Raw genomic sequence first — 22,895 nt, 5'->3', positions numbered from 1 at the left:
ATCCGCCCGCGGGTTGCCTTCGTCAGACGCTTCGTGGCGTCCCCCGGACGGATCAGCGGTCGCCGACGGACCGGGTGTGCGCGTCGGGGGCGAGGTCGATCCGACGCAGCAGCTGGGCGTTCAGCGCGACGACGACCGTCGACAACGACATCAGGATCGCTCCGACCGACATCGGCAGGACGAATCCGATCGGCGCCAGGACTCCGGCGGCGAGGGGCACCGACACGAGGTTGTAGCCCGCCGCCCACCACAGGTTCTGCTTCATCTTGCGGTACGTGGCGCGCGACAGTTCGATCACGGAGATCACCGAGCGGGGGTCGGAGCTCGCGAGGATCACGCCGGCCGAGGCGATGGCGACGTCGGTCCCCGCCCCGATCGCGATGCCCACGTCGGCCTGCGAAAGTGCGGGCGCATCGTTCACGCCGTCGCCGACCATCGCCACCTTCTTGCCCTCGCGTTGCAGCTCCGCGACTTTGGCGGACTTGTCCTCGGGGCGCACCCCGGCGAAGACCCGGTCGATGCCGAGCTCGGCAGCCACCGATTCGGCCACAGCCTGCGCATCCCCGGTGATCATGACGACCTCGACGCCCCGACGGTGGAGGGCGTCCACGGCCTCGCGGGATTCGGGGCGGATCTCGTCGGCGAGTCGCAGTCCGCCGACCACGCGGCCGTCGAGCACGACATGGAGGATGATGGCTCCCTCTTCGCGCCACACGTCCGCGGCGGCGATCTCCTGCGCGCCGATCTCATCGAGGAGCTTCGGGCCGCCGACACGCACCTCTGCACCGTCGACGGACGCCGTGACACCCACCGCCGGGGACGAGGTGAATCCGGATGCAGGAGCGAGCGTGAGGCTCTTCTCCTCGGCTGCCCGTACGATCGCCCGGGCCAGGGGGTGCTCGCTGTCCGCTTCGGCGGAGGCGGCGAGGACGAGCAGCCGATCGGCGTCCACCTCACCGGTCGGCTCGATCGCCGTGACCGTCGGAGCGCCCTTGGTCAGAGTGCCCGTCTTGTCGAACAGGACGGCGTCGACCGTGCGCATGCTCTCCAACGCGAGTCGGTCCTTGATCAGCACGCCGCCACGTGCGGCCCGCTCGGTGGCGATCGACACCACCAGCGGGATCGCGAGCCCGAGGGCGTGGGGGCAGGCGATGACCAGCACGGTGATGCTGCGGACCACGGCGGCGTCTGGATTCCCCACCACCGTCCACACCACGGCGGTGAGCGCGGCGGACAGCAGCGCGAACCAGAACAGCAGCGCGGCGGCGCGGTCGGCGATGCGCTGCGCACGGGACGAGGAGTTCTGTGCCTCCGTCACCAGCCGTTGGATGCCGGCGAGGGCGGTGTCGTCGCCCGTGGCGGTGATCTCCACCCGAAGGCCCGAGTCGGTGGCGACGGTGCCCGCGGTGACGGTGTCGCCGGTGGACCGCGTGACGGGACGTGATTCGCCGGTCACCATCGACTCGTCCATCGCGGCGGTCCCGTCGATGATGCGGCCGTCGGCCGGGACGCTCCCACCGGGACGGACGACGACGACATCGCCGACGGCGAGCTCCGCGGGGGAGACCGTGACGGTCGTGTCCCCTTCGACCCGCTCGGCCTCGTCGGGCAGCAGGGCGGCGAGCGAGTCGAGGGCCGACGTCGTCTGCGCGAGCGACCGCATCTCGATCCAGTGTCCGAGGAGCATGATGACGATCAGGAGCGCCAGCTCCCACCAGAACTCGAGCTCGTGGTGGAGCAGTCCAAGCGTCGCGCCCCAGGATGCGAAGAAGGCCACGGTGATGGCGAGTCCGATGAGCAGCATCATGCCCGGCGTGCGGGTCCGGAGCTCGCTGACGGCGCCGGTCAGGAACGGCCAGCCGCCCCAGACGTACATGACGGTGCCCAGCACCGGAGCGACGAACTGCGCCCAGCCCGGGACGTCGTACCCGAAGAGCATCGCGAACATCGGAGAGAACGCCACCACGGGCACCGCGATGACGAGGTTGATCCAGAACAGGCGCCGGAACTGCCCGACGTGATCACCGTGCCCCGCGTGACCGCCGTGCCCTCCGTGTCCGCCGTGCCCTCCGTGTCCCTCGGGGGCCTCGTGCCCCGTGTGCCCGGAGTCGACGGCGGTGGGGGCCTGTGCATGCTGGTGCGCGTGCGGCTCGTTCATGCGTGATCCTTCCTCAGAGCGGGGCGGGTGGCTCGACGGGAGCGTCCTCGTCGCGTGACGTTCGTGAACCCGCGCAGGCGCAGGCTGTTGCCGACCACGAACACGCTCGACAGTGCCATCGCTGCACCGGCGAGCATGGGGTTGAGCATGCCGAGCGCCGCGACCGGGATGGCGGCGACGTTGTAGGCGAAGGCCCAGAACAGGTTGGTCTTGATCGTTCCGAGCGTCTTGCGCGACAGGCGGATCGCGTCGACCGCGCTGCGGAGGTCACCGCGGACGAGCGTGATGTCCGATGCCTCGATCGCCACGTCCGCGCCGGTGCCCATCGCGAGTCCGAGGTCGGCCTGGGCGAGGGCGGGGGCGTCGTTGACACCGTCGCCGATCATCGCCACCGTCTTGCCCTCGCGCTGGAGCCGGACGACCACGTCGACCTTGTCCTTCGGGAGGACTTCCGCGATCACCTCCGTGATCCCCACTTCCGCCGCGATCTGCCGTGCCACGGTCTCGTTGTCCCCGGTGAGCAGGATGGGGGTCAGCCCCATCGCCTGGAAGTGGTCGATCGCCTCGGCGCTGCTCGGCTTGATCGTGTCCGCAACGACGAGGATGCCGCGTGCGTGTCCGTCCCAGCCGACCGCGACGACGGTCTTGCCCTCGCCCTCGGCCTTGACCTTCGCCGAGGAGAGGCCCGGACTCAGTGTCTGCGACCACTCGGCGAGGAGCGACTCGCGTCCCACGAGCACGGCATGGCCTTCGACGACGCCCTGCACGCCCCTTCCCTCGAGGTTCGTGAACTCCTCCGGTGTGGGCAGTGCGCCGACCTCCCTGGTGGCACTCGCGGCGATCGCCTGCGCGATCGGATGCTCCGAGGCATCCTCCACCGCCCCGGCCAGCCGCAGCAGCGTCGCGTGGTCGGTGCCGGGCTCCACGATGACATCGACCAGGGTCATCCTGCCGGTGGTGACCGTTCCGGTCTTGTCGAGCAGCACGGTGTCGACCCGGCGGGTGGATTCCAGGACTTCCGGGCCCTTGATGAGCACGCCCATCTGCGCCCCTCGACCGGTCCCGACCAGCAGGGCCGTGGGCGTGGCAAGCCCCAGCGCGCACGGGCACGCGATCACGAGGACGGCCACCGCCGCCGTGAATGCCGCGGCGACGGGGAAACCCGCGACGAGCCAGCCGCCGAGCGTCACGAGGGCGATCACGATCACGATCGGGACGAACACCCCGGAGATCCTGTCGGCGAGACGCTGCACCTCCGCCTTCCCGGTCTGCGCGTCCTCGACGAGTCTGGCCATCTGTGCCAACTGGGTGTCCGCGCCGATCCGGGTCGCGCGGATCACGAGCCGCCCCCCGACGTTCGTGGTCGCGCCGGTGACGCTGTCGCCCGGGGCCACCTCTACCGGCACGGATTCACCGGTCAGCATCGAGGCGTCGACGGCCGACGTCCCGGAGATCACGAGGCCGTCGGTCGCGATCTTCTCGCCCGGTCGCACGACGAACTCGTCGCCCACCTGGAGGTCTTCGACCGGGATCCTCGTCTCTGCACCGCCGCGCAGCACGGCGACCTCTTTCGCGCCGAGTTCGAGGAGCGCGCGCAGAGCCGCGCCGGCATGCTTCTTCGACCGCTTCTCGAAGTAGCGCCCCGCGAGGACGAACATCGTCACGCCGGCACCCACCTCGAGGTAGATGTTCGCCGCCCCATCGGAGGGAGCCAGAGCGAACTCGAACGGATGCGTCATCCCCGGCATGCCTGCGGTGCCGAAGAAGAGCGCGTACAGCGACCAGAGGAAGGCGGCCGAGGTTCCCATCGAGATGAGCGTGTCCATCGTGGCCGTTCCGTGGCGCAGGTTCGTCCACGCGGCCTTGTGGAACGGCCAGCCCGCCCACGTGATCACCGGGGCGGCCAGCGCGAGCGAGGCCCACTGCCAGTACGTGAACTGCAGCGCGGGGATCATGGCCATCGCGATCACGGGCACCGTCAGCACGATCGCGCCGATCAGTCGGTTGCGCAGCGAGAGCAGCTCAGGATCGGTGTCGTCGGTGTCGCCGCCTGTGGCCGCGTCCTTCCTCGTCCCCCGTGGGGCAGCGACGACCGCGGAATACCCGGTCTTCTCCACCTCGGCGATCAGGAGCGCTGCGTCGTAGTCTTCCGGGACCGAGACGCTCGCCTTCTCCGTCGCGTAGTTGACGGTCGCCACGACGCCGTCGAGCTTGTTCAGCTTCTTCTCGATGCGCATGGCGCAAGAGGCGCAGGTCATCCCGCCGATCTCGAGCTCGACGCCCGATCCCATGCTCGGAAGTGCTGATGTGCTCATGGTCCTATCCTTCTCCTGATCGTCGTCGGTGGGCTCAGCGAGAGGCTGTGCCCGTGGTGTCGGCCTTCACGCCGTGCGCACGGCCGCGTACCCCGCCTCCGTCACAGCGGCGAGGATCTGAGCGTCGTCCACGCCGTCGGTGCTCGTGACGACGAGCTTGCCCGTCTGTGCGCTGACCTGGATCGCGTCGACCCCGGGAACCTCGGCGACTTCTTCGCGGACCGACATCTCGCAGTGCCCACACGTCATCCCGGTGACCTGGTACTCGTTGGTCGTCATTGCCTCTCCCATTCTCTGGCGTACCCCTATGGGGTACTGGATCACCATAACCATATACCCATCCGGGGTATTCCGCATCCCTGGATCCGGCTTGCCCTCCGAGTAAATTCGCTCATTCTTTCTCGGGAAGACCTCATGATGAAGGTGGTTACTTTCCTAGGCTCAGGAACGTGTCCGACCCTTCGACCAGCCAGCCCTCATCGCCCGTGCTTCCGGCCGGCGTGCTCGGAGATGACTCCGGTGCCGAGGTCCGGGACGCGTACTTCGTCTCGGACAGCACCGGTATCACCGCCGAGACCCTGGGGAACGCCCTTCTGGCGAACTTCCCCGGCGCGCGCTTCCGCCGCCACACCGTGCCCTTCGTCGACTCGGTGGACGGCGCCCGCGCCGTGATCGGCGATCTCCGGGTCAGCCCGGCGGGCGCTGCTCCGATCGTCTTCACGACCGTCAAGTCCGCGCAGATCCTCGCGGAGTTCCATGCGTCGGGCGCGGTCGTGATCGACCTCCTCGGCGGGCATCTGCGGGAGCTCGAAGTCTCGCTCGGCAGTGCGGCCTCCGAGCAACTGGGCCAGTATCACGGCGTCGGCGACATGGAGCGCTACTTCGCCCGGATGCGGGCGGTCGAGTACGCGATCGAGCACGACGACGGCCAGAGCATGCGGGCGCTCGACATCGCCGACGTGATCATCATCGCGCCCTCTCGGTGCGGGAAGACCCCGACGACCATGTACCTGGCCCTGCAGTACGGACTGCTGGTGGCGAACTACCCGCTCACCGACGACGACTTCCCGTCCGACGGGCTGCCCGCGACGGTCGAACGGTTCGCGAGCAAGTGCTTCGGGCTGACGACGACCCCGCTCCGGCTGAGTCAGGTGCGTCATGAGCGGCGGCCGGACACGGTGTACTCCAGCCTCGCTCAATGCACGCTCGAGATCCGCCGCGCGGAAGACCTCTATCGGCGCAACCGCGTCCCCTTCCTCAACTCCTCCACGAAATCCGTGGAGGAGATGTCCGCCGTGATCATGCAGTCCATGCGCCTGCGCAGCTGATCGCGGTCTCCACCCCTCGCACACGACGCCCCACTCTCTGGAGATCACATGACGAACATCCTCTGGTTCACGCAGATCGGCATGGCCGACGTCGCCCAGGTCGGAGGCAAGAACGCCTCCCTCGGCGAGATGGTCTCGAACCTCTCCGGAGCCGGGGTGAGCGTGCCCGGCGGCTTCGCGACCACGGCCGACGCCTACCGGGACTTCCTCGCCGAGGGAGGACTCTACGAGCGCATCCGATCCACCGTGGAAGCGCTCGACGTCACGGATGTCGCCGAACTCGCGCGGGTCGGCGCCACCGTCCGCGAGTGGATCGAGCAGCAGCCGCTCCCGGCCGCCTTCGAGCAGGACATCCGTGCGGCCTACACCACGCTCGTCGACTCCGATCCCGAGCCCGCGTCGGTCTCCTGGGCCGTGCGATCCAGTGCCACGGCGGAGGACCTGCCGGATGCCTCCTTCGCCGGCCAGCAGGAGACGTTCCTCAACATCAGCGGCATCGACAACATCCTCGCCGCGATCCGCAGCGTGTTCGCGTCGCTCTACAACGACCGGGCGATCGCCTACCGCGTGCATCACGGATTCGACCACCACGACGTGGCGCTGTCGGCGGGGATCCAGCGCATGGTCCGCTCCGATGTCGGGGCCTCCGGCGTGCTCTTCACGGTCGACACCGAATCCGGATTCGATCGTGCGGTGTTCATCACCAGCTCCTACGGTCTGGGCGAGGCGGTCGTGCAGGGCGCGGTGAACCCCGATGAGTTCTACGCCTACAAGCCCGCCCTGCGTGAGGGACGGCCGGCGATCCTCAAGCGTTCGGTCGGCGAGAAGGCCGTGAAGATGGTCTACGCTGACGGCACGCACGCGGGCGCCAGCACCGTCTTCACCGATGTCCCCGCCGCCGAGCGCGTCCGCTTCAGCATCACCGATGCCGAGGTGGAAGAACTCGGACGGCAGGCCCTGGTCATCGAGGAGCACTACGGGCGCCCGATGGACATCGAGTGGGGCAAGGACGGCATCGACGGACGGCTGTACATCCTCCAGGCCCGCCCGGAGACGGTGGTCTCCCGCGCCGACGGCAAGGAGATGCGGCGGTTCGTGCTCGAGGAATCGGGCACGGTGATCACCGTCGGGCGCGCGATCGGGCAGAAGATCGGAGCCGGACCGGTGCGGGTCATGACGTCGCTCGCGCAGATGGACGCCTTCCAGCCCGGGGACGTGCTGGTCGCCGATATGACGGATCCCGACTGGGAGCCGATCATGAAGCTCGCCTCCGCCATCGTCACGAATCGCGGTGGTCGTACCTGTCACGCCGCGATCATCGCGCGCGAGCTGGGCATCCCCGCCGTCGTGGGCACGGGCGACGCGACCACCGTTCTGAGCGACGGGCAGCGGGTCACGGTGTCCTGTGCCGAGGGGGACAACGGCTTCGTCTACGAGGGCATGCTCGGGTTCGAGGAGATCATCACGCGTCTCGATGCGATGCCCGCGAGCCCGACGAAGATCATGCTCAACGTCGGCACTCCCGATCAGGCGTTCGCCTTCGCGAAACTGCCCAACCGCGGCGTCGGGCTCGCGCGACTCGAGTTCGTCATCAACCGGCAGATCGGCATCCACCCGCGCGCGCTCCTGGACCATGAGTCGCTGCCGACGTCCCTGCGTGCCGACATCACCGAGCGCATCGCGGCCTACTCGTCTCCTCGGGAGTACTTCGTCCGCCGCGTCGCGGAAGGGGTGTCGATGATCGCCGCGGCCTTCGCGCCGGAACCCGTCATCGTGCGGCTGAGCGACTTCAAGTCCAACGAGTACGCCAACCTCATCGGCGGGGAGCTCTACGAGCCGCAGGAGGAGAATCCGATGCTCGGCTACCGCGGCGCCTCCCGCTACATCTCTCCGGACTTCCGTGCGTGCTTCGACATGGAGTGCGAGGCGCTGCGGTTCGTGCGGGACGAGATGGGTCTCACCAACGTCGAGATCATGGTCCCGTTCGTGCGAACCCTCGGTGAAGCGGCGGCCGTGACGGAACTGCTGAGCGAGAACGGCCTGCGGCGGGGCGAGAACGGACTGCGCGTGATCATGATGTGCGAGCTCCCCTCCAACGCCGTGCTCGCCGAGGAGTTCCTCGAGTACTTCGACGGCTTCTCGATCGGCTCGAACGACATGACCCAGCTCACGCTCGGACTCGACCGCGACTCCGGACTGGTGGCCTCGACCTTCGACGAACGCGACCCGGCCGTGCTCCGGATGCTCTCGATGGCCATCGAGGCGTGCCGCCGTGCGGAGAAGTACGTCGGGATCTGCGGTCAGGGCCCGAGTGACCATCCCGATCTCGCCGAGTGGCTGGTCTCGCAGGGGATCGAGTCGATGTCACTCAACCCCGACACCGTCGTGGAGACCTGGCTGCGGCTCGCCGCGCAGACCGTGCCGGTTCCCTGACCGCGCCGGGGCGTCCGTGTCGGTCGACACGAGTAGTCTCAGGTCATGGGAACCCTCGAGTACAACAGCTCTCGTCCTCCGATCGTGGTCGACGACGAGACGCTGGCGCATCTGAAGATCGTCATCGGGACGAAGCTTCGCCGTCATGAGAGCTTCATGATGACCTGGTTGCCGGAGGAGAAGAACCCGGCTGGCCGGCTCACGATCTGGATGCACCCCAGCATCCCGCTGAGCCTCGCGTTCGACCACGCGGAGATGCCGGCGATCGACTCGAAGCGGATCGAACGCATGATGGAGAACCTGAACGCCCGGGGCGAGCTCGTCCTCGATCAGCTCGGCTAGGGAACGCGGCGGAAGGGGGCTCCCGGAAGCAGGTCTGCGAGACCTTCGCTCCCCGCTGCGGTGAGACGCACGGCGCGGGGGTTGGAGGGAACGCGCTCGATCCAGGCGTTCTCCGTGAACGTCGCGAGCAGCATGTCCGCGGCCAGCCCCGCGAGGTGCTCGCGTCGTTCCGTCCAATCGAGGCACGGGCGGGTGAGAGCGCGCCTCGGATGCGTCGGCAGTTCGACCCCGAGGGACGCCACCCAGGTTCGTCCGGCCGGGGTGAGTGAGAAATCGGACTCGATGTAGCCTGTCGCGCGCATGCCGTCAGCGAGGGCGACACCGAGCGTGCCCGCGAGATGGCGGTAGCAGGTACGAGCCTCCTTGATGGCGCGGTCACGGTGCTGGGCGTCGAGCGACGGCGTGGCGGGCCGGACACGACCGGAGAATGCGGCGAGTGCCTCGACCAGGTCAGCGGCGCGGGTGCCGGCGAGTCTGAGGTAGCGGTGTCGTCCCTGGCGCACTTCTTCGACGAGACCGGCATCGAGCAGTCTGTCGGCGTGCTCGCTCGCGGATGACCGAGCGATGTCGGCGGCCCTGGACAGTTCCGTGAGCGTCCATGCCCTTCCATCGAGCAGGAGCAACAGCATCGACGCGCGAGCCTCGTTGGCGAAGACGGCGGCCGTCGCCGCCAACTCCGGGCTGCTCGTCCCCTCCATGTCGAGGATTTTATCGCCCGCACCGTTCGGTCCAGCCCGAACGGTTCGCGCCACAGACTTGCCCTCATGAACTCGACTCTGGCGATCGAACCCTCCGTGTTCTACTTCGGCACCCCTGTGGCCCTGCTCACCACGGCGAAGGCCGGCGACGAAACCGCGAACATCACGCCCATCTCGTCCGCATGGGCATTGGACGACACCTACGTCCTGGGACTGAGCAACGGGGGCCAGGCGATGCGCAATCTCCGCGACAACGGCGAACTCGTGATCAACCTTCCCGACGCTCGGCTGTGGGAGTCGATCGAGAGGATCGCCGACACGACGGGGGTTGCGGACGTCCCGGCACCCAAGCGGGACAAATACCGATTCGAGCCGGACAAGTGGACGCTCGGCGGGTTCACTCCACGGCCGAGTGGGATCGTCGGGCCCCCGCGGATCGCCGAGTGCCCCGTGCAGATGGAGGCTCGTGTCACGAACCTGACGCCGCTGGATGAGGAAGGCGATGCCACCATCGTCCATGCGAAAGTCCTGCGCACACACGTGCATCAGGCGCTGGCGGTGCCGGGGACCTCCTACGTCGACGTCGATGCCTGGAAGCCGATGTACTACACGTTCCGGCACTACTTCGCGCAGGGCGAGCGGGTCGGGGTCAACTTCCGCGCGGAGCGGTGAGCCGTTCGGCTCGGGTTGCCAGACGAGTGGGGATCAGCGGCGGACGCGGGCGCGCGTCTTCGCGACGCTGGCGAGGGTCGCGCGCAACGGAGTGCCCAGGTACAACCCGAGGGAGGCTCCGGAGGCGAGACCGATGCCGATCACCGCAGCATCGATGAGCGAACCTCCGGCGTACAGCATCCCGGTCGAGGTGCCGGCCGCGTGGACCATCTCGAGCAGACCCTGGAACACGGCCACACCGGGGACGAGGGGGACGATCGCCGCGGTCGTCACCGCGACGGACGGCACGTGCAGGTTGCGGGCGATCAGCATGCCGAGGAAACTCGCCAGCAGTGCGCCGACCGCGCTCGCCGCTGCGGGATGCAGGTTCAGGGCGATGGATGCCGAATACCCCGCGAGCGTGACGGCACTGAGCAGTGCGCTCACCAGGATGATCCGGATCCCGGCGCCGTTGAACACGGCGACCGCGATGGCGACGATGATCGCACCGGCGAACTGGTTCAGCAGCGGGCCGAACGGCGCGGGGTCGTCGGGGAGATCCATCGTGAAGCCCAGGACACTGCCCAGCTCGAGGCCCACGAGGATCCCGATCACGACCCCGAGCGTCTGCATCGTGAGGTCGAGGATGCGTCCGCCGGCGGTGAGCGCGAACCCGTCGATCGCGTCCTGCGCCGCCCCGACCACGGTGAGTCCGGCGAGCATCAGCACGATACCCGAGGCCACGATGATGGACGGGCGGATGCCGACGAAGGGTTCGACCCCCGCGGCGCCGAGAGCCGACACGGCGACCGCCACCCCGGTCGTCACGAAGCCACCGGCGATCTGGCTGAAGAACAACGGGACCCGGATCCTGGCGAGAGCCGCCTGGGTCAGCGCCGCGCAGAGCGCCGCGACGAAGGTGAGGGCGACGATGATCGGGGAGGCGCCGAGCATGATGCTCACCCCGACGGCGAGCAGAGCCCGCGCGACGATGACCACCGGCTGCTGATAGCGGAAGGGCACCCGTCGGATCGCCCGGAACGTCGCGCGCGCGGATTCGAGGTCGAGTCCGTCGTCGATGTCCGCCACCAGGGCCTGCACCCGCTGGAGCTTCGCGTGGTCCGGAGCCGTCACCCGCACCACGCGGACCAGCGTCTCCGGCCAGACCTCGCCGCTCAGGTGGAACGACACCGTGATCGAGTTGTAGGTGACGTCGACCTGGACGCCCTTCATCCCATACGCGTCGCATACGCGGATGATCGCGAGCGTCACCTCGTGCGCGGAGGCCCCGACCGCGAACATCGACTCGCCGATACGGGTCGCAAGGTCCAGCACCCGCGGTACCGTGCGTTCGTCGATGACGGGCATCGCCTCGGTGGCCGCGACGGCCGAGGGATCGGTGTGCAGCAGGCGGCGCACCGACGTGAGCAGCGGCCGGCGGGATCTCGCGGACATGTCTCCATTCTCCCGGCCGGGAGGCGATCCGTCACGGGCGCGCCGCGATCGGACCGCCCGCCCGTCAGGGAGCAGGGGTGATGTCGATCGTGGCGGAGGTCTCGACGTCGTCGCAGGCCGACCCGACCCAGAGTCGGATGCGCCCCGGCTCCACGCGTCGCACGCCGTCCAGGCCGGTGAAGGCGAGGCGCTCGGTGGGGACCGCGAACTCGACGACCTGTTCCGCACCCGGTGCCAGGGACACCCGGCGGAAGTCGACCAGCTGCGCGACGGGGCGGGCCACGCTCGCGACCTCGTCGTGCGCGTAGAGCTGCACGACGTCGGTGCCCTCGCGGGAGCCGACGTTCCGCACGCGCACGGTGACCTGGAACGTCTGCCCCGCGGTCACGGCCTCGTCAGCCGTCAGGTCCCAGTGCTCGAACGTCGTATAGGCGAGCCCGAATCCGAAGGGACGCACGGGCGTCGGATCGACACTCGTCACATCGGTGCGTCCTCCGAGGGCAGCGTGCAGGTAAGAGTACGGCTGCGCGCCGGCGGATCTCGGGAGGGACACCGGCAGGCGACCGGACGGGGACACGCGTCCGCTCAGCACGGCGGCGATCGCCGCGCCTCCTTCCTCCCCGGGGAAGAACCCGTGCAGGACGGCGGCCGGCAGGGGAGCCTGCTCCGTCGGCGATGTCCGGCCGGCCGGCGCGGGGGAATTGACCGACCCGAGACCCGCGTTCGTCCCGGCGGCGGTCGCCCGCGGCGGGAGTGCCCAGCCCAGGGCATAGGGGCGGCCGGTGAGAGCGACGACCACCACCGGGGTGCCGGTGGCGACGATCGACTCGACGAGTGCGCGCTGCACGCCGGGGAGGTCGAGGGAGTCGACGTCGTTGCCCTCGCCGACCGTGCCGCGTCCGAACAGCCCGGCACGGTCACCGATCACGACGATCGCGACATCGGCCTCGGTGGCCTGTGCGATCGCCGAGGGGAAACCGCTGCGGTCCTCGCCGTCGACCTCACAGCCGACGGTGTGGGTGATCGTCGCCGAGGGGAGCTCCGCCCGGAGCGCGTCGAGCACGCTCGGCAGCGCGATGCCGGCGGGTACTTCGGGGTGGTGGGCGAGCACGTGGTTGACGAAGGAGTAGCACCCCATCAACGCCTCGGCGCTGTCGGCATTCGGTCCGATGACCGCGATACGCGGCGACGCGGACGGGTCGAGCGGGAGGATGTCGTCATTGCTCAGGAGGACGAGCGACTCCTCGGCCAGACGGCGGGCGAGTCCACGATGCTCGGGCGAATCCAGGTCGACCTCGCGCGGCGGATCGGTGAAGTCCGCGTCCAGCAAGCCCAGCTCCTCCTTCTGCGTGAGCACGCGCCCGACGGCCCGATCCAGGATGCTCTCCGGCAGAGACCCGTCGCGCACCTGTGCGGCGAGCGTCGTGTACGCGTCGGGGGAGGGCAGCTCCACATCGATTCCGGCGGTGAGCGCGAGCGCGGCCGCCTGGGCGGAGTCGGCGGCGACATGATGCATGGTGCGCAGGAAGTCGACGGCGAAGTAGTCGGACACCACGACTCCGTCGAACCCCCAGCGTCCGCGCAGCACCTCATCGAGGTAGTACGGATCCGCGGCGACCGGCACGCCGTCGATATCGCTGTAGGAGTTCATGATGCTGCGCACGCCGCCTTCCCGCACCGCCATCTCGAACGGCGGAAGGAGCACGTCCTCCACCTCGCGACGACCGGCGGACACCGGAGCGTGGTTGCGGCCGGCGCGAGAGGCGGAGTAGCCCACGAAGTGCTTGAGCGTGGCGTGCACGCCTTCCGCCTGCATGCCGCGCACATAGGCGGTTCCGACGGTTCCGACCAGCAGCGGGTCCTCGGCGATGCACTCGTCGACGCGTCCCCACCGCGGGTCGCGGATCACATCCAGCACCGGCGCGAGACCCTGATGGATCCCGAGGGTACGCATCGACGATCCGATCGCTCGCCCGACCTGTTCGACCAGATCCGGGTCGAAGGACGCTCCCCACGCGAGCGGCGTCGGGAAGGTCGCGGCCTTCCACGCGGCGAGCCCGGTCAGGCACTCCTCGTGCACGAGAGCGGGGATCCCCAGCCGGGTCTCCCGCTGCAGCCGCGCCTGCTCACCCCACAACCAGCTCGCCCGCTCGATGGGCTCGACGGGGCGCGTGCCGTAGACGCGGGTCAGGTGACCGATCCCGTGAGCGGTCGCCTCCTCGTAGCGGGTGGACGTCCGCTTCTCGCCGGCCATCGGGGCGACGAGTTCGTTGCCCTGGTCGACCCAGAAGCCGACGAGTTGTGCCTGCTTCTCCTCCAGCGTCATCTGGTCCAGGAGGCTCGCCACGCGTGCGGAGAGCTGAGGGCGGGGGGTGGGGGAGAGCACATCCATCTCTTTCTGTGGAACTTCGGTCGACATCGTCAACCCTTGACGGCGCCGGTCAGTCCGCCCACGATCCGACGCTCGAACAAGCTGAAGAAGATCAGGGCGGGGATCATCGACAGCGAGGTGAACGCCAGCACCTTCGCGGTGTCGACGGAGTACTGGGAGGCGAACGACTGCACGCCGAGGGGGAGCGTGAACGAGGCCGCATCGTTGAGGATGAACAACGGGAGGAGGTACCCGTTCCAGCTGCCGATGAACGCGAGGATGCCGGTGGTGATCACGCCGGGGATCGACAGCGGCAGCACCATGCGCCAGAAGAAGCCGATCCTGCTGCATCCGTCGATGAACGCGGCTTCCTGGATCTCGTCGGGGATCGCCCGGAGGAACGGCACCAGGATGATGATCGTCGTCGGCAGGGCGAAGGCGATCTGCGGCAGGATGACCCCACCGAGGGAGTTCATCAGGCCGAGGTTCCGCACCACGATGTACAGCGGCGTGATGGCCACGGTCAGCGGGAACATGAGGCCGGCGGCGAAGAACGCGTAGAGCACTCCGCGTCCGGCGAACCGGTAGCGGGCGAGCACGTAGGCCGCCATCAGTCCCAGGGCGACCACACCGATGGTGGTGGCGAGGGCGACGATGGTCGAGTTGAGCACCTGGCGCCAGAAGATGCCGCCCGTGATCACGTCGAGGTAGTTCTGGATGAGCCACGGACTCGGCAGCCCTGACGGGTCCGTCGTGATCTGGGCGTTCGTGCGGAAACCGCCGATGATGATGTACGCGATCGGAGCGAGCATCAATCCGACGACGATCAGTGCGACGAAGTAGACGGTCGGGTTGGCCCACGGCAGTCGCGCGCGCGGGGCGCGCCCCGGCCGCTGGGTGACGAGTAGCGAGGTGGCGGTCATCGCGTCGTCCTCTTCTTCCGTGCAGGGGCGCCGGTCAGGGCGCCGTCGGTGTCGCGTCGTAGCACCGCGCGCTGGTAGACCAGCGCCACGACGAGCGAGATCAGGAACAGCACGACCGCGACGGCGTTGCCGTACCCGAAGTTGCCGGCGTTGCGTCCTTCGGAGACCATGTAGGTCGCCATCGTCGAGGTCCCGGCGGTGGAGGCGATGTACTGCCCCCAGATGATGTAGACCAGGTCGAACAGCTGCAGCGAGCCGATGATCGACAGGAATGCCCAGATGCGCAGCGTCGGAGCCAGCAGGGGCAGCGTGATGCGCCACTGGATCTGCCAGTACGAGGCGCCGTCGATCGCGGCGGCTTCGTGCAGCTCCTCGGGAATGCCCTGGAGCCCGGCGAGGAACAGGATCACCGCGAATCCGACGTACTTCCAGGTGATGATCACCATCAGCGTCCAGATCGCGATGTCCGGATTCGAGAGCCAGTCGTTCGCGAGGAATCCGAGGCCCATCTTCTCCAGCAGGTCGTTGAACGCACCGCTGGTCTGCAGCATCAGGCTCCATCCCGTTCCCACGACGACCTCGGAGATCACGTAGGGGATGAAGATGAGGACGCGGATCAGCGACTGACCGCGCATCCGCCGGTTGAGCAGGAGGGCGAGCAGGATCGCCGCCGGCCCCTGGAAGACGAGCGAGAAGACCAGGATGAACCCGTTGTGCGCGAGCGCGTCGTGGAACAGCGGATCCTGCAGGATCGTGAGGTAGTTCTTGAGGCCGACGAAGTCGGTCGGAGGGCCGTAGCCCTGCCAGCTGAAGAACCCGTAGTAGCCCGCCATCAGCACCGGGAAGATGACGAAGGCGAGGAAGACGAGGAGGGCCGGCCCGGCCAGAAGGATCACTTCCAGCCGGGCGGAGACCCTATGCCTTTGCTGCGGCATCCTGGACGGCCTTGACGATGTCCTCCGGGGTTCCCTGACCGGCGAGCATGTTGACGACGGCGACGTTGAGGGCGTTGCCGACGTTCTGTCCGTAGACGGTGTCCAGCCACTGCGTGGCGTACGGTGCGGCGTTGTAGGCCTCGAGGATGGCCTGCAGGTACGGCTCGGTCACGGCCTCCTGCGCGACGGTGTTCACCGGCGGAGCGTTGAACGCCTTGTAGTAGGCGGTCTGCACCTCGGAGGTGCCCAGGTAGTTGAGGAAGTCGACGCAGGCATCCGGCGCATCGACCGAGCACGAGTACCCGTCGACGCCACCCATCATCGAGCCCAGCTCGCCTTCGCCGCCCTCCACCTCGGGGAAGGGGAACCACGAGAGGTCGGGAAGCGGCTTCTGGTCGGGCGTCAGGGAGCCGATCACGCCCGGGTTCCAGGCGCCCATGAGCTCCATGGCCGCCTTGTGGTTGGCGATCAGTCCGGCCGAGCTGGCGGCGCCCTGCTGCGCGGTCGTGGTCAGGAAGCCGGAGTTGAACGGTTCGGTGGCTGCGAAGGCCTGCAGGTCTTCACCGGCGCGCACCCAGCAGTCGTCGTCGAAGTTCATCTCATCGGCAGCCTGGGCGAGCGTGTCCGAGCTGCATTCGCGCAGGGCCAGCCAGTAGTACCAGTGCGCTGCGGGCCAGGCATCCTTCGCGCCGAGGGCGACGGGATCGATCCCCGCACTCTTGAGCTTCTCGGTCGCGGCCTCGAGCTCGTCGAGCGTGGTCGGGTTCTCGGCGATGCCCGCCTCGTCGAACAGGTCCTGGCTGTAGAAGAGCCCTCCGGGGAGGACGGCCACGGGAAGCGCGTAGATCTTGCCGTCGAGGCTGCTCGCCGAGTAGGCGGCATCGGAGATCTCCTCCGCGGCGGCACCCGTGATCGAGTCGGTCAGGTCCTTGAGCTGTCCTGCTTTGACCATCGCGGCCATCTTGCCGCCGCCGCGCTGCAGGAAGATGTCGGGGGCATCGCCGGAGTTCAGAGCGGTCTGGAGCTTGCCGTCGAGATCCTCGTTCTGGATCGACTGGATGTCGATGGTGACGCCGGGATTCGCCTCTTCGAAGTCGGCGACGGTCTGCTCCCAGAATTCCACCCCCGGTCCCGTCGTGGAGTTGTGCCAGAGGGTCATCGCCGAGTCTCCGCCGTCATCGGTCGAGCCGGCCGTGCACCCGCTGAGCGCGAGAGCTCCGACCGTGGCGATCGTGGCGAGGGACACGAGGGAGCGCCGTGTGCTGTTCATGTGATCGTTCTCCTCATCGAGAGTTGCGCCGCGCGTCTCTGCGGGCGCCGCGGTGGCAGGAGGTGCGACCGCGTCGCGTTGCAGTCTGCTGTCGTCGAGAACTTTCGTCAAACGTTTTCGAAAACAGTTTCCATGGCGGGCGCGCAGCCGGATACGCTGGGCGATCATGAGCGGGAGAACGACGATCCACGATGTCGCGAAGGCGGCGGGCGTCTCGGTGTCGACGGTGTCGAAAGCCGTCAACGGACGCTACGGGATCGCGGATGAGACGGTCCGACGTGTGCTCGACGTCGTGCAGGAGCTCGGCTACGAATCGAGCCTGGTGGCCAGCAGCATGCGCGCCAGACGCACCGGCGTGATCGGGGTGCTCCTCGCCGACTTCGAGCCGTTCAGTGCCGAGATACTCAAGGGCGTCGGCGCAGCGGTGCACGGCACCGGTTTCGATCTGCTCGCGTACAGCGGGTCGCGGCACGGACAGGGGGAGGGGTGGGAGCGCCGATCGCTCAGCCGCCTCTCCGGAACGCTCATCGATGCCGCGATCATGGTCACGCCCACCGTCGTGGGGGCCTCGGCCGAGATTCCCGTGGTCGCGATCGACCCGCACACGGGCCGGGCCGACCTGCCGACGGTCGAGTCGGACAGCTTCGGCGGGGCTCTCACCGCGACCCGCCACCTCCTCGAGCTCGGCCATCGCCGGATCAGCTTCCTGGGCGGTCGTCCCGACCTCCGCTCCGCGGGACTGCGTGACGCCGGCTATCGGCGTGCGCTCGCCGACGCCGGCATCCCGGTGGATCCCGACCTGATCCGCGCGGGGCGCTACGAGCTGGAGACGACGCGGGATTCTGCGAGGATCCTCTTGGCGGGTCCGGAGAGGCCGACGGCCGTGTTCGCCGCGAACGACCTCTCCGCCATCGCCGTGATCGAGGTCGCGCACGAGCTCGGGCTCCGGGTGCCGCAGGACCTCTCGGTGGTCGGGTTCGACGATGTGCCGGAGGCCACCCGACGAGCCCTGCCGCTCACCACCATCCAGCAGCCGATGCGTCGCCTCGGGGCGGTGGCCGCGGAAATGGTCTTCGCGCTGCTCGCCGGCGAGCCCATCGAGGAGATGAACGTGACCCTGCCGACGAGGCTGGTCGTGCGGGCGACCACGGCGGCGATCGCCCGCACGTAGGCCGGGGTCAGGCGCGAGCGACCTCGAGCTGGATGACCGACCAGGACAGCGGGGGCAGGGTCGCGCGCACCGCACCGTCCACGACTTCGACCGCACCCAGCGGCACCATGTGGACGCTGTCGGGAGCGGTCTCGAGGTTCGACGTGTGGCGGTCGCCGCCCTCGGGGATCGTGAGGGTCTCGGCCTCCACCACGCGCAGGTCGCCGAGCCCGTGCAGGTCGATCGTCAGGTCGCTCGATTCGTCCAGCGAGCGGTTCGCGACGAACACGGCCACCCGACCGGTCGCCTCGTCCCACGTGGCGGCGGCGTCCACCGCGTCGACGCCGCCGTAGCGCTTCGTCTCGATCTGCGCCGCCGAGACGGCGAGTCGGAGGATGCGGCCCTTCGCGAGACGCGCCATGCGCTCGAAAGGCCAGAAGCTCGTCTGGCGCCAGGCCGCTCCGCCCTCTTCGGATCGGATCGGTGCGATCACGTTCACGAGCTGCGCCTGGTTGGCGATCTTCACACGGTCGCCGTGCCGCAGCAGGCTGTTGAGCAGCGTCCCGACGACGACGGCATCCGTCACGTTGTAGGTGTCCTCGATCAGTCGAGGGTGCTGCCTCCACCCCGCCTTCTCGATCTCCTTCGCCTCGACGTCGTTGTACTTCACCTGATCCCACACGTTCCACTCGTCGAACGAGATGTCGATCTGCTTCGTGTGCTTGCCCGCGGCCTTCACCGCGTCCACCGTCGCGATGACGCCCTCGATGAAGGCGTCCATGTCGGTGGATTCGGCGAGGAACGACTCGGCGTCTCCGTCGTGCTCCTGGTAGTACGCGTGCATCGAGACGAAGTCGACCTCGTCGTAGGCGTGCGAGAGCACCGTGTGCTCCCAGGTGCCGAACGTCGGCATCGAGCGGCCGGACGACCCGACCGCGACGAGCTCGATGGAAGGATCGACCAGTCGCATCGCCTTGGCGGACTCCTGCGCGAGCCGCCCGTATTCGGCCGCGGTCTTGCCCCCGATCTGCCAGGGACCGTCGAGCTCGTTGCCGAGGCACCACAGCCTGATGTCGAACGGCTGCTCCGCCCCGTTCCTGCGACGCAGGTCCGACCAGTACGTGCCGCCGGGGTGGTTCGCGTACTCGACGAGGGCGCGAGCCTCCTCGACGCCGCGGGTGCCGAGGTTCACGGCCTCCATGACCTCGACGTCGGCCTCTTTCGCCCAGGCCATGAACTCGTGCAGGCCGAACGCGTTCGTCTCGACGGTGTGCCAGGCACCGTCGAGACGCACCGGCCGGTCCTCTGCGGGGCCGACACCGTCTTCCCAGCGGTATCCGGACACGAAGTTGCCGCCGGGGTAGCGGACCACGGTCGGTCCCATCTCCTTCACCAGAGCGAGGACGTCGCGGCGGAAGCCGCGCTCATCGGCCTGAGGATGACCGGGCTCGTAGATGCCGGTGTAGACGCAGCGACCCATGTGCTCGACGAACGAACCGAAGAGTCTCCGGGGGACGTCGGCGATCGTGAAGTCGCGGTCGATGGTGATGCGGGCCTGAGACATTGTTCTCCTCGGGTCTGGCTCTGCGGGTGGGGTGGTGCGGGAGGGCAGGGATCACTGACCGCCGAAGCCGCTGGTCGCGACTCCCTTGACGATCTGCTTCTGGAAGATGATGAAGACCACGATCAGGGGCAGCGCCGCGAGCACGGCTTGCGCCATGACCTGTGCGTACTGCACGCCGTAGGCGCTGATCACGGTCTGCAGGCCGACCGGCAGCGTCATGAGCGTCGTGTCGTTGATGACCAGGAACGGCCAGAGGAAGTTGTTCCAGGCGCTGATGAACACGAAGATCGCCACCGACGCCATGATCGGACGGGACAGGGGGAGCACGATCGACCAGAAGATCCGGAACCGTCCGGCGCCGTCGACCCGTGCCGCATCTTCCAGCTCGATCGGGATGGCATCGAAGAACCGCTTCAGGATGAACACCATCGCGGGTGCCACGACCTGCGGCAGGATCAGCCCCGCGTAGGTGTCGACCAGGTTGAACGCGAGCATCTCGTAGAACAGCGGGATGATCAGCACCTGGGGCGGGACGACGATAGAGGCGATGATCGCCACGAACAACCACTTGCGACCGGTGAAGTCCAGGCGGGAGAAGGCATAGGCCGCGAGGGCGGAGATGGCCAGCGTGATCACCGTGATCGCGACGGACGTGAGCAGGCTGTTGAGAGCCCACACGTAGACGTTGCCCTGCGAGAGGATCGCCGTGAACGCCTCGATCGTGGGTCCGCTGGCGCCGATCCAGCCCGGATCGCCGGAGGCGGCATCCGTCTCGGTCTTGAACGCGGTCGCGACCGCCCAGAGGAAGGGCAGCAGCCAGCCGACCGCGAGGAGCAGCAGCACGACGAAAGCGGCGATGCGGAGTGGGCCGAAGGGATTCTGGCCGGGAAGACGCGGCCGCCGAGGACGACGGGACGATGCCGTCGTGATCGTCTCGGTGGCAGTGGGGACGACGGGGGATGCGGTGGCGGTGGACATCAGAGCTGCTCCTTCCGGCGGCGCGTGATCAGGGCCTGCGCGACGCCGAGGATGACGATGAGGGCGAAGAACACGTAGGAGATGGCGGCCGAGTAGCCGAACCGGTAGCTGACGAAACCGGCCTCGTAGATGTACTGCACGATGGAGCGGGTGGTGTCGCTCGCGACCCCGCCGAGCATCTGATACGCCTGGTCGAACAGCTTGAGCGAGGCGAGGATCTGCAGGATCAGGATGAGGACGGTCGCCGGGCCGAGCTGGGGGAGGGTGATCGACCAGAACTGTCGCCAGGCGCCGGCGCCGTCGAGGGAAGCGGCCTCGTACTGCTGCGGCGGGATGTTCTGCATCGCGGCGAGGTACAGCAGGAAGTTGAAGCCCACCGTCCACCACACGGTGGCGATCACGATCGACAGCATGTTCGTGTCGGGATTCTGCAGCCAGGCGAGCGGTTCGAGACCGAAGAACTCGAGGATGTTGTTGGCCGCGCCCACCTGGGGGTTGAAGATCCAGACCCAGATCTGCGAGATCACGGTCGAGGCGAGCAGGAACGGCATGAAGAACGAGAGGCGCCACAGCCATTGTCCCGGGATGCCGCGGTCGACGAGAGCCGCCATCGCGAGGGCGACCACGACGAGAGGCACCGTGGAGAGCAGCGTGAACCAGACGGTGTTGCCCATCGACTGCCACATCTTCGGGTCGCCGAACGCCTCGGCGTAGTTGGCGAAGCCGATGAACGCGCCGCCGGCCCCGGTGAGGGACTGGTCGGTGAAGCTGAGGATGATGCCGTGGATGATGGGCCAGACGAGGAACAGGACGAAGGCCACGAGGAACGGCGCGAGGAAGGCCCAGCTGATGAGCTGTTCGCGGTTGCGCGAGCCGGCGCGGCGACCCCGCGGGGTGGTGCGGGACCCGGTGACGATGGTGCGCGTGGAATCGGTGAGCGCGGTCATGATCCGAACGTCCCTTCGGGGTCTGCCGGGTTCGGCTGTCGGAGCAGGGTGTTGACCCGCGCCTCGAAGCGGTCGATCGCGGTCGCCGGGTCGTCGCCCGAGAGCAGCACACCCTGGACGGCCGCGCCGAACTCGGACTGGAAGTTCGAACCGGACCCGGTGAACCATGCGGTCGGGTCGTACACGACGTGCTGGGCCGCGTCGGCGTAGTTCGCCTGGGGGATCAGGTCCGCGTACTCCGGGGATTCGGTCACGGGGAGGAATGCGGGGATGTGCCCGGCCTCGGCCCACCCGAAGGAGTTCTTGAGCATGTCGGCCACGAACTCGTAGGTGAGATCGCGTCGGACCGGGTCGGCGTGGGACTGATGCGGGAGCACGAACGAGTGGGAGTCGGCGTAGACCGCCGGTGTGCCGAACAACGTGGGGATCATCGTCGCGTCGAACGGGATCCCGGCGGCCTGCATGGTGCGGAGCTCCCAGACCCCGGTGAACAGCATGCCGCTCTTGCCGGTGGCGAACTCGGCGATGGCGCTGCCGTAGTCGGCCTGTGCCAGGGCGATCTCCCCGTCAAGCAGGGTGCGCATCAGAGACAGTGATTCGACGGCGACGTCTTTGTCGATCGTCGCGGGCCCGCCCGGAGGGAGTTCCATGGCCGCGCCGTGCTGCGAGTAGAAGGTGTAGAACAGGCGCCACATCTGGGCGCCGTCGCCGAGGTAGCCGTAGGACAGCGCATGCCCCTCGGCAGAGCCCCCGATTGCGCGCAACTGGTCGAGGAACTCCTCGGGAGAAGACGTCTGTACCAATGCCCCGTCGCTGTCCAGGACGCCTGCGGCATCACAGATGTCGGTGTTGAACATCATCACGAAGGGGTGGGCGTCGAGGGCGACGCTGTACATGTCCCTGCCCACGAAGCCCTTCTCCCAGATCGGAGCGGGGAAGGTCGAGCTGTCGACGCCGAGCTCGGAGAGGCGGTCGAGGTCCCAGGGGTCGAGGAGTCCGCCCGGGGCCCAGCCGACGGTGCGGGTCGCATGCATGATGGCGACATCGGGGGCGCGACCACCGGCACCCGCCATCGCGAGTTTCGTGTAGTACGGAGTGCCCCACGCGAGCACGGTCGGGCGGATGCGGAAGGCGCTCTGTGCACCGTTCACCTCATCCAACAGCTGCGACATGGTGACACCGTCGCCTCCGCTGAGCAGGTGCCAGAACTGCAGGGTCTGCGGGCCGGTGGCGGATGCCGCACCGGGCGCGCACCCGCTGAGCAGGGCCGCGCCGGCGGCGAGGGAGGTGGCAGCGAGGAACTGCCTTCTGGACAGATCGAGCGGGGGCGTCATCGTCACTCCTTCGTGACAGGGCGGGTGGACGACTCATCATTAC

Annotated in this window: 18 protein-coding genes; 5 read left to right on the top strand and 13 right to left on the bottom strand. The window is 68.3% G+C overall.

Features of this window, described 5'->3' with window-relative positions:
• Window positions 1-52: 52 nt before the first annotated feature.
• The 3 genes from ACLF6J_RS14765 to ACLF6J_RS14755 all read right to left on the bottom strand — a co-directional run bounded on the left by ACLF6J_RS14765 (window position 53) and on the right by ACLF6J_RS14755 (window position 4,752).
• Window positions 53-2,158: a heavy metal translocating P-type ATPase gene (locus tag ACLF6J_RS14765; RefSeq protein WP_134352199.1), complete on the bottom strand. Its 2,106-nt coding sequence runs from the start codon at window positions 2,156-2,158 to the stop codon at window positions 53-55.
• Window positions 2,155-4,473: a heavy metal translocating P-type ATPase gene (locus ACLF6J_RS14760; RefSeq protein WP_421076910.1), complete on the bottom strand. Its 2,319-nt coding sequence runs from the start codon at window positions 4,471-4,473 to the stop codon at window positions 2,155-2,157. The genes ACLF6J_RS14765 and ACLF6J_RS14760 overlap by 4 nt, the downstream gene beginning before the upstream one ends.
• A gap of 66 nt (window positions 4,474-4,539) precedes the next feature.
• Window positions 4,540-4,752, bottom strand: coding sequence for a heavy-metal-associated domain-containing protein (locus tag ACLF6J_RS14755; protein WP_134352197.1), 213 nt, complete (start codon window positions 4,750-4,752; stop codon window positions 4,540-4,542).
• Between the two features lie 221 nt (window positions 4,753-4,973).
• On the opposite strand from ACLF6J_RS14755, the gene ACLF6J_RS14750 reads away from it, so the two are divergent.
• The 3 genes from ACLF6J_RS14750 to ACLF6J_RS14740 are packed head-to-tail and all read left to right on the top strand — an operon-like array spanning window position 4,974 to window position 8,576.
• Complete coding sequence (locus ACLF6J_RS14750; RefSeq protein WP_134353890.1) at window positions 4,974-5,801, top strand: pyruvate, water dikinase regulatory protein; 828 nt, start codon at window positions 4,974-4,976, stop codon at window positions 5,799-5,801.
• 48 nt (window positions 5,802-5,849) lie between these two features.
• On the top strand, window positions 5,850-8,234 hold the full coding sequence (gene ppsA, locus ACLF6J_RS14745) for a phosphoenolpyruvate synthase (RefSeq protein WP_134352196.1): 2,385 nt from the start codon (window positions 5,850-5,852) through the stop codon (window positions 8,232-8,234).
• 45 nt (window positions 8,235-8,279) lie between these two features.
• Window positions 8,280-8,576: a hypothetical protein gene (locus tag ACLF6J_RS14740; RefSeq protein ID WP_134352195.1), complete on the top strand. Its 297-nt coding sequence runs from the start codon at window positions 8,280-8,282 to the stop codon at window positions 8,574-8,576.
• On the opposite strand, the gene ACLF6J_RS14735 is transcribed toward ACLF6J_RS14740, so the two are convergent.
• Window positions 8,573-9,274: an ArsR/SmtB family transcription factor gene (locus tag ACLF6J_RS14735; RefSeq protein ID WP_134352194.1), complete on the bottom strand. Its 702-nt coding sequence runs from the start codon at window positions 9,272-9,274 to the stop codon at window positions 8,573-8,575. The genes ACLF6J_RS14740 and ACLF6J_RS14735 overlap by 4 nt on opposite strands.
• A 66-nt stretch (window positions 9,275-9,340) precedes the next feature.
• On the opposite strand from ACLF6J_RS14735, the gene ACLF6J_RS14730 reads away from it, so the two are divergent.
• Window positions 9,341-9,946, top strand: coding sequence for a flavin reductase family protein (locus ACLF6J_RS14730; protein ID WP_134352193.1), 606 nt, complete (start codon window positions 9,341-9,343; stop codon window positions 9,944-9,946).
• A 33-nt stretch (window positions 9,947-9,979) separates the two neighbouring features.
• Here the strand turns inward: ACLF6J_RS14730 and ACLF6J_RS14725 are convergent, their stop codons facing one another.
• The 5 genes from ACLF6J_RS14725 to ACLF6J_RS14705 all read right to left on the bottom strand — a co-directional run bounded on the left by ACLF6J_RS14725 (window position 9,980) and on the right by ACLF6J_RS14705 (window position 16,879).
• Complete coding sequence (locus tag ACLF6J_RS14725; protein ID WP_047524275.1) at window positions 9,980-11,380, bottom strand: threonine/serine ThrE exporter family protein; 1,401 nt, start codon at window positions 11,378-11,380, stop codon at window positions 9,980-9,982.
• A 64-nt stretch (window positions 11,381-11,444) separates the two neighbouring features.
• Window positions 11,445-13,772, bottom strand: coding sequence for a beta-glucosidase family protein (locus ACLF6J_RS14720; RefSeq protein ID WP_134353889.1), 2,328 nt, complete (start codon window positions 13,770-13,772; stop codon window positions 11,445-11,447).
• 29 nt (window positions 13,773-13,801) lie between these two features.
• Entirely contained in the window at window positions 13,802-14,674 is an 873-nt protein-coding gene (locus ACLF6J_RS14715; protein ID WP_047524276.1) for a carbohydrate ABC transporter permease, read from the bottom strand.
• Window positions 14,671-15,609 (bottom strand): carbohydrate ABC transporter permease, encoded by a 939-nt coding sequence (locus ACLF6J_RS14710; RefSeq protein WP_052193815.1) that lies wholly within the window; start codon window positions 15,607-15,609, stop codon window positions 14,671-14,673. Before ACLF6J_RS14710 ends, ACLF6J_RS14715 begins: the two co-directional genes overlap by 4 nt.
• Window positions 15,590-16,879: an extracellular solute-binding protein gene (locus ACLF6J_RS14705; RefSeq protein ID WP_134352192.1), complete on the bottom strand. Its 1,290-nt coding sequence runs from the start codon at window positions 16,877-16,879 to the stop codon at window positions 15,590-15,592. The genes ACLF6J_RS14710 and ACLF6J_RS14705 overlap by 20 nt, the downstream gene beginning before the upstream one ends.
• 166 nt (window positions 16,880-17,045) lie before the next feature.
• Here ACLF6J_RS14705 and ACLF6J_RS14700 point away from each other — a divergent pair, with 166 nt between their 5' ends.
• Window positions 17,046-18,050, top strand: coding sequence for a LacI family DNA-binding transcriptional regulator (locus ACLF6J_RS14700; RefSeq protein ID WP_047524277.1), 1,005 nt, complete (start codon window positions 17,046-17,048; stop codon window positions 18,048-18,050).
• A 7-nt stretch (window positions 18,051-18,057) separates the two neighbouring features.
• On the opposite strand, the gene ACLF6J_RS14695 is transcribed toward ACLF6J_RS14700, so the two are convergent.
• The 4 genes from ACLF6J_RS14695 to ACLF6J_RS14680 are packed head-to-tail and all read right to left on the bottom strand — an operon-like array spanning window position 18,058 to window position 22,852.
• Window positions 18,058-19,593 (bottom strand): alpha-N-arabinofuranosidase, encoded by a 1,536-nt coding sequence (locus ACLF6J_RS14695; protein WP_131492286.1) that lies wholly within the window; start codon window positions 19,591-19,593, stop codon window positions 18,058-18,060.
• 51 nt (window positions 19,594-19,644) lie between these two features.
• Window positions 19,645-20,571, bottom strand: a complete 927-nt coding sequence (locus tag ACLF6J_RS14690) for a carbohydrate ABC transporter permease (protein ID WP_134352191.1) — start codon at window positions 20,569-20,571, stop codon at window positions 19,645-19,647.
• Window positions 20,571-21,518: a carbohydrate ABC transporter permease gene (locus tag ACLF6J_RS14685; RefSeq protein ID WP_047524280.1), complete on the bottom strand. Its 948-nt coding sequence runs from the start codon at window positions 21,516-21,518 to the stop codon at window positions 20,571-20,573. The genes ACLF6J_RS14690 and ACLF6J_RS14685 overlap by 1 nt, the downstream gene beginning before the upstream one ends.
• On the bottom strand, window positions 21,515-22,852 hold the full coding sequence (locus ACLF6J_RS14680; protein WP_134352190.1) for an extracellular solute-binding protein: 1,338 nt from the start codon (window positions 22,850-22,852) through the stop codon (window positions 21,515-21,517). Before ACLF6J_RS14680 ends, ACLF6J_RS14685 begins: the two co-directional genes overlap by 4 nt.
• Window positions 22,853-22,895: the final 43 nt, after the last annotated feature.

The organism is Microbacterium sp. IO18 (assembly GCF_049099505.1).
Classification (GTDB): Bacteria; Actinomycetota; Actinomycetes; order Actinomycetales; family Microbacteriaceae; genus Microbacterium; species Microbacterium aurugineum.
This window is presented reverse-complemented; position numbering and strand designations above follow the sequence as displayed.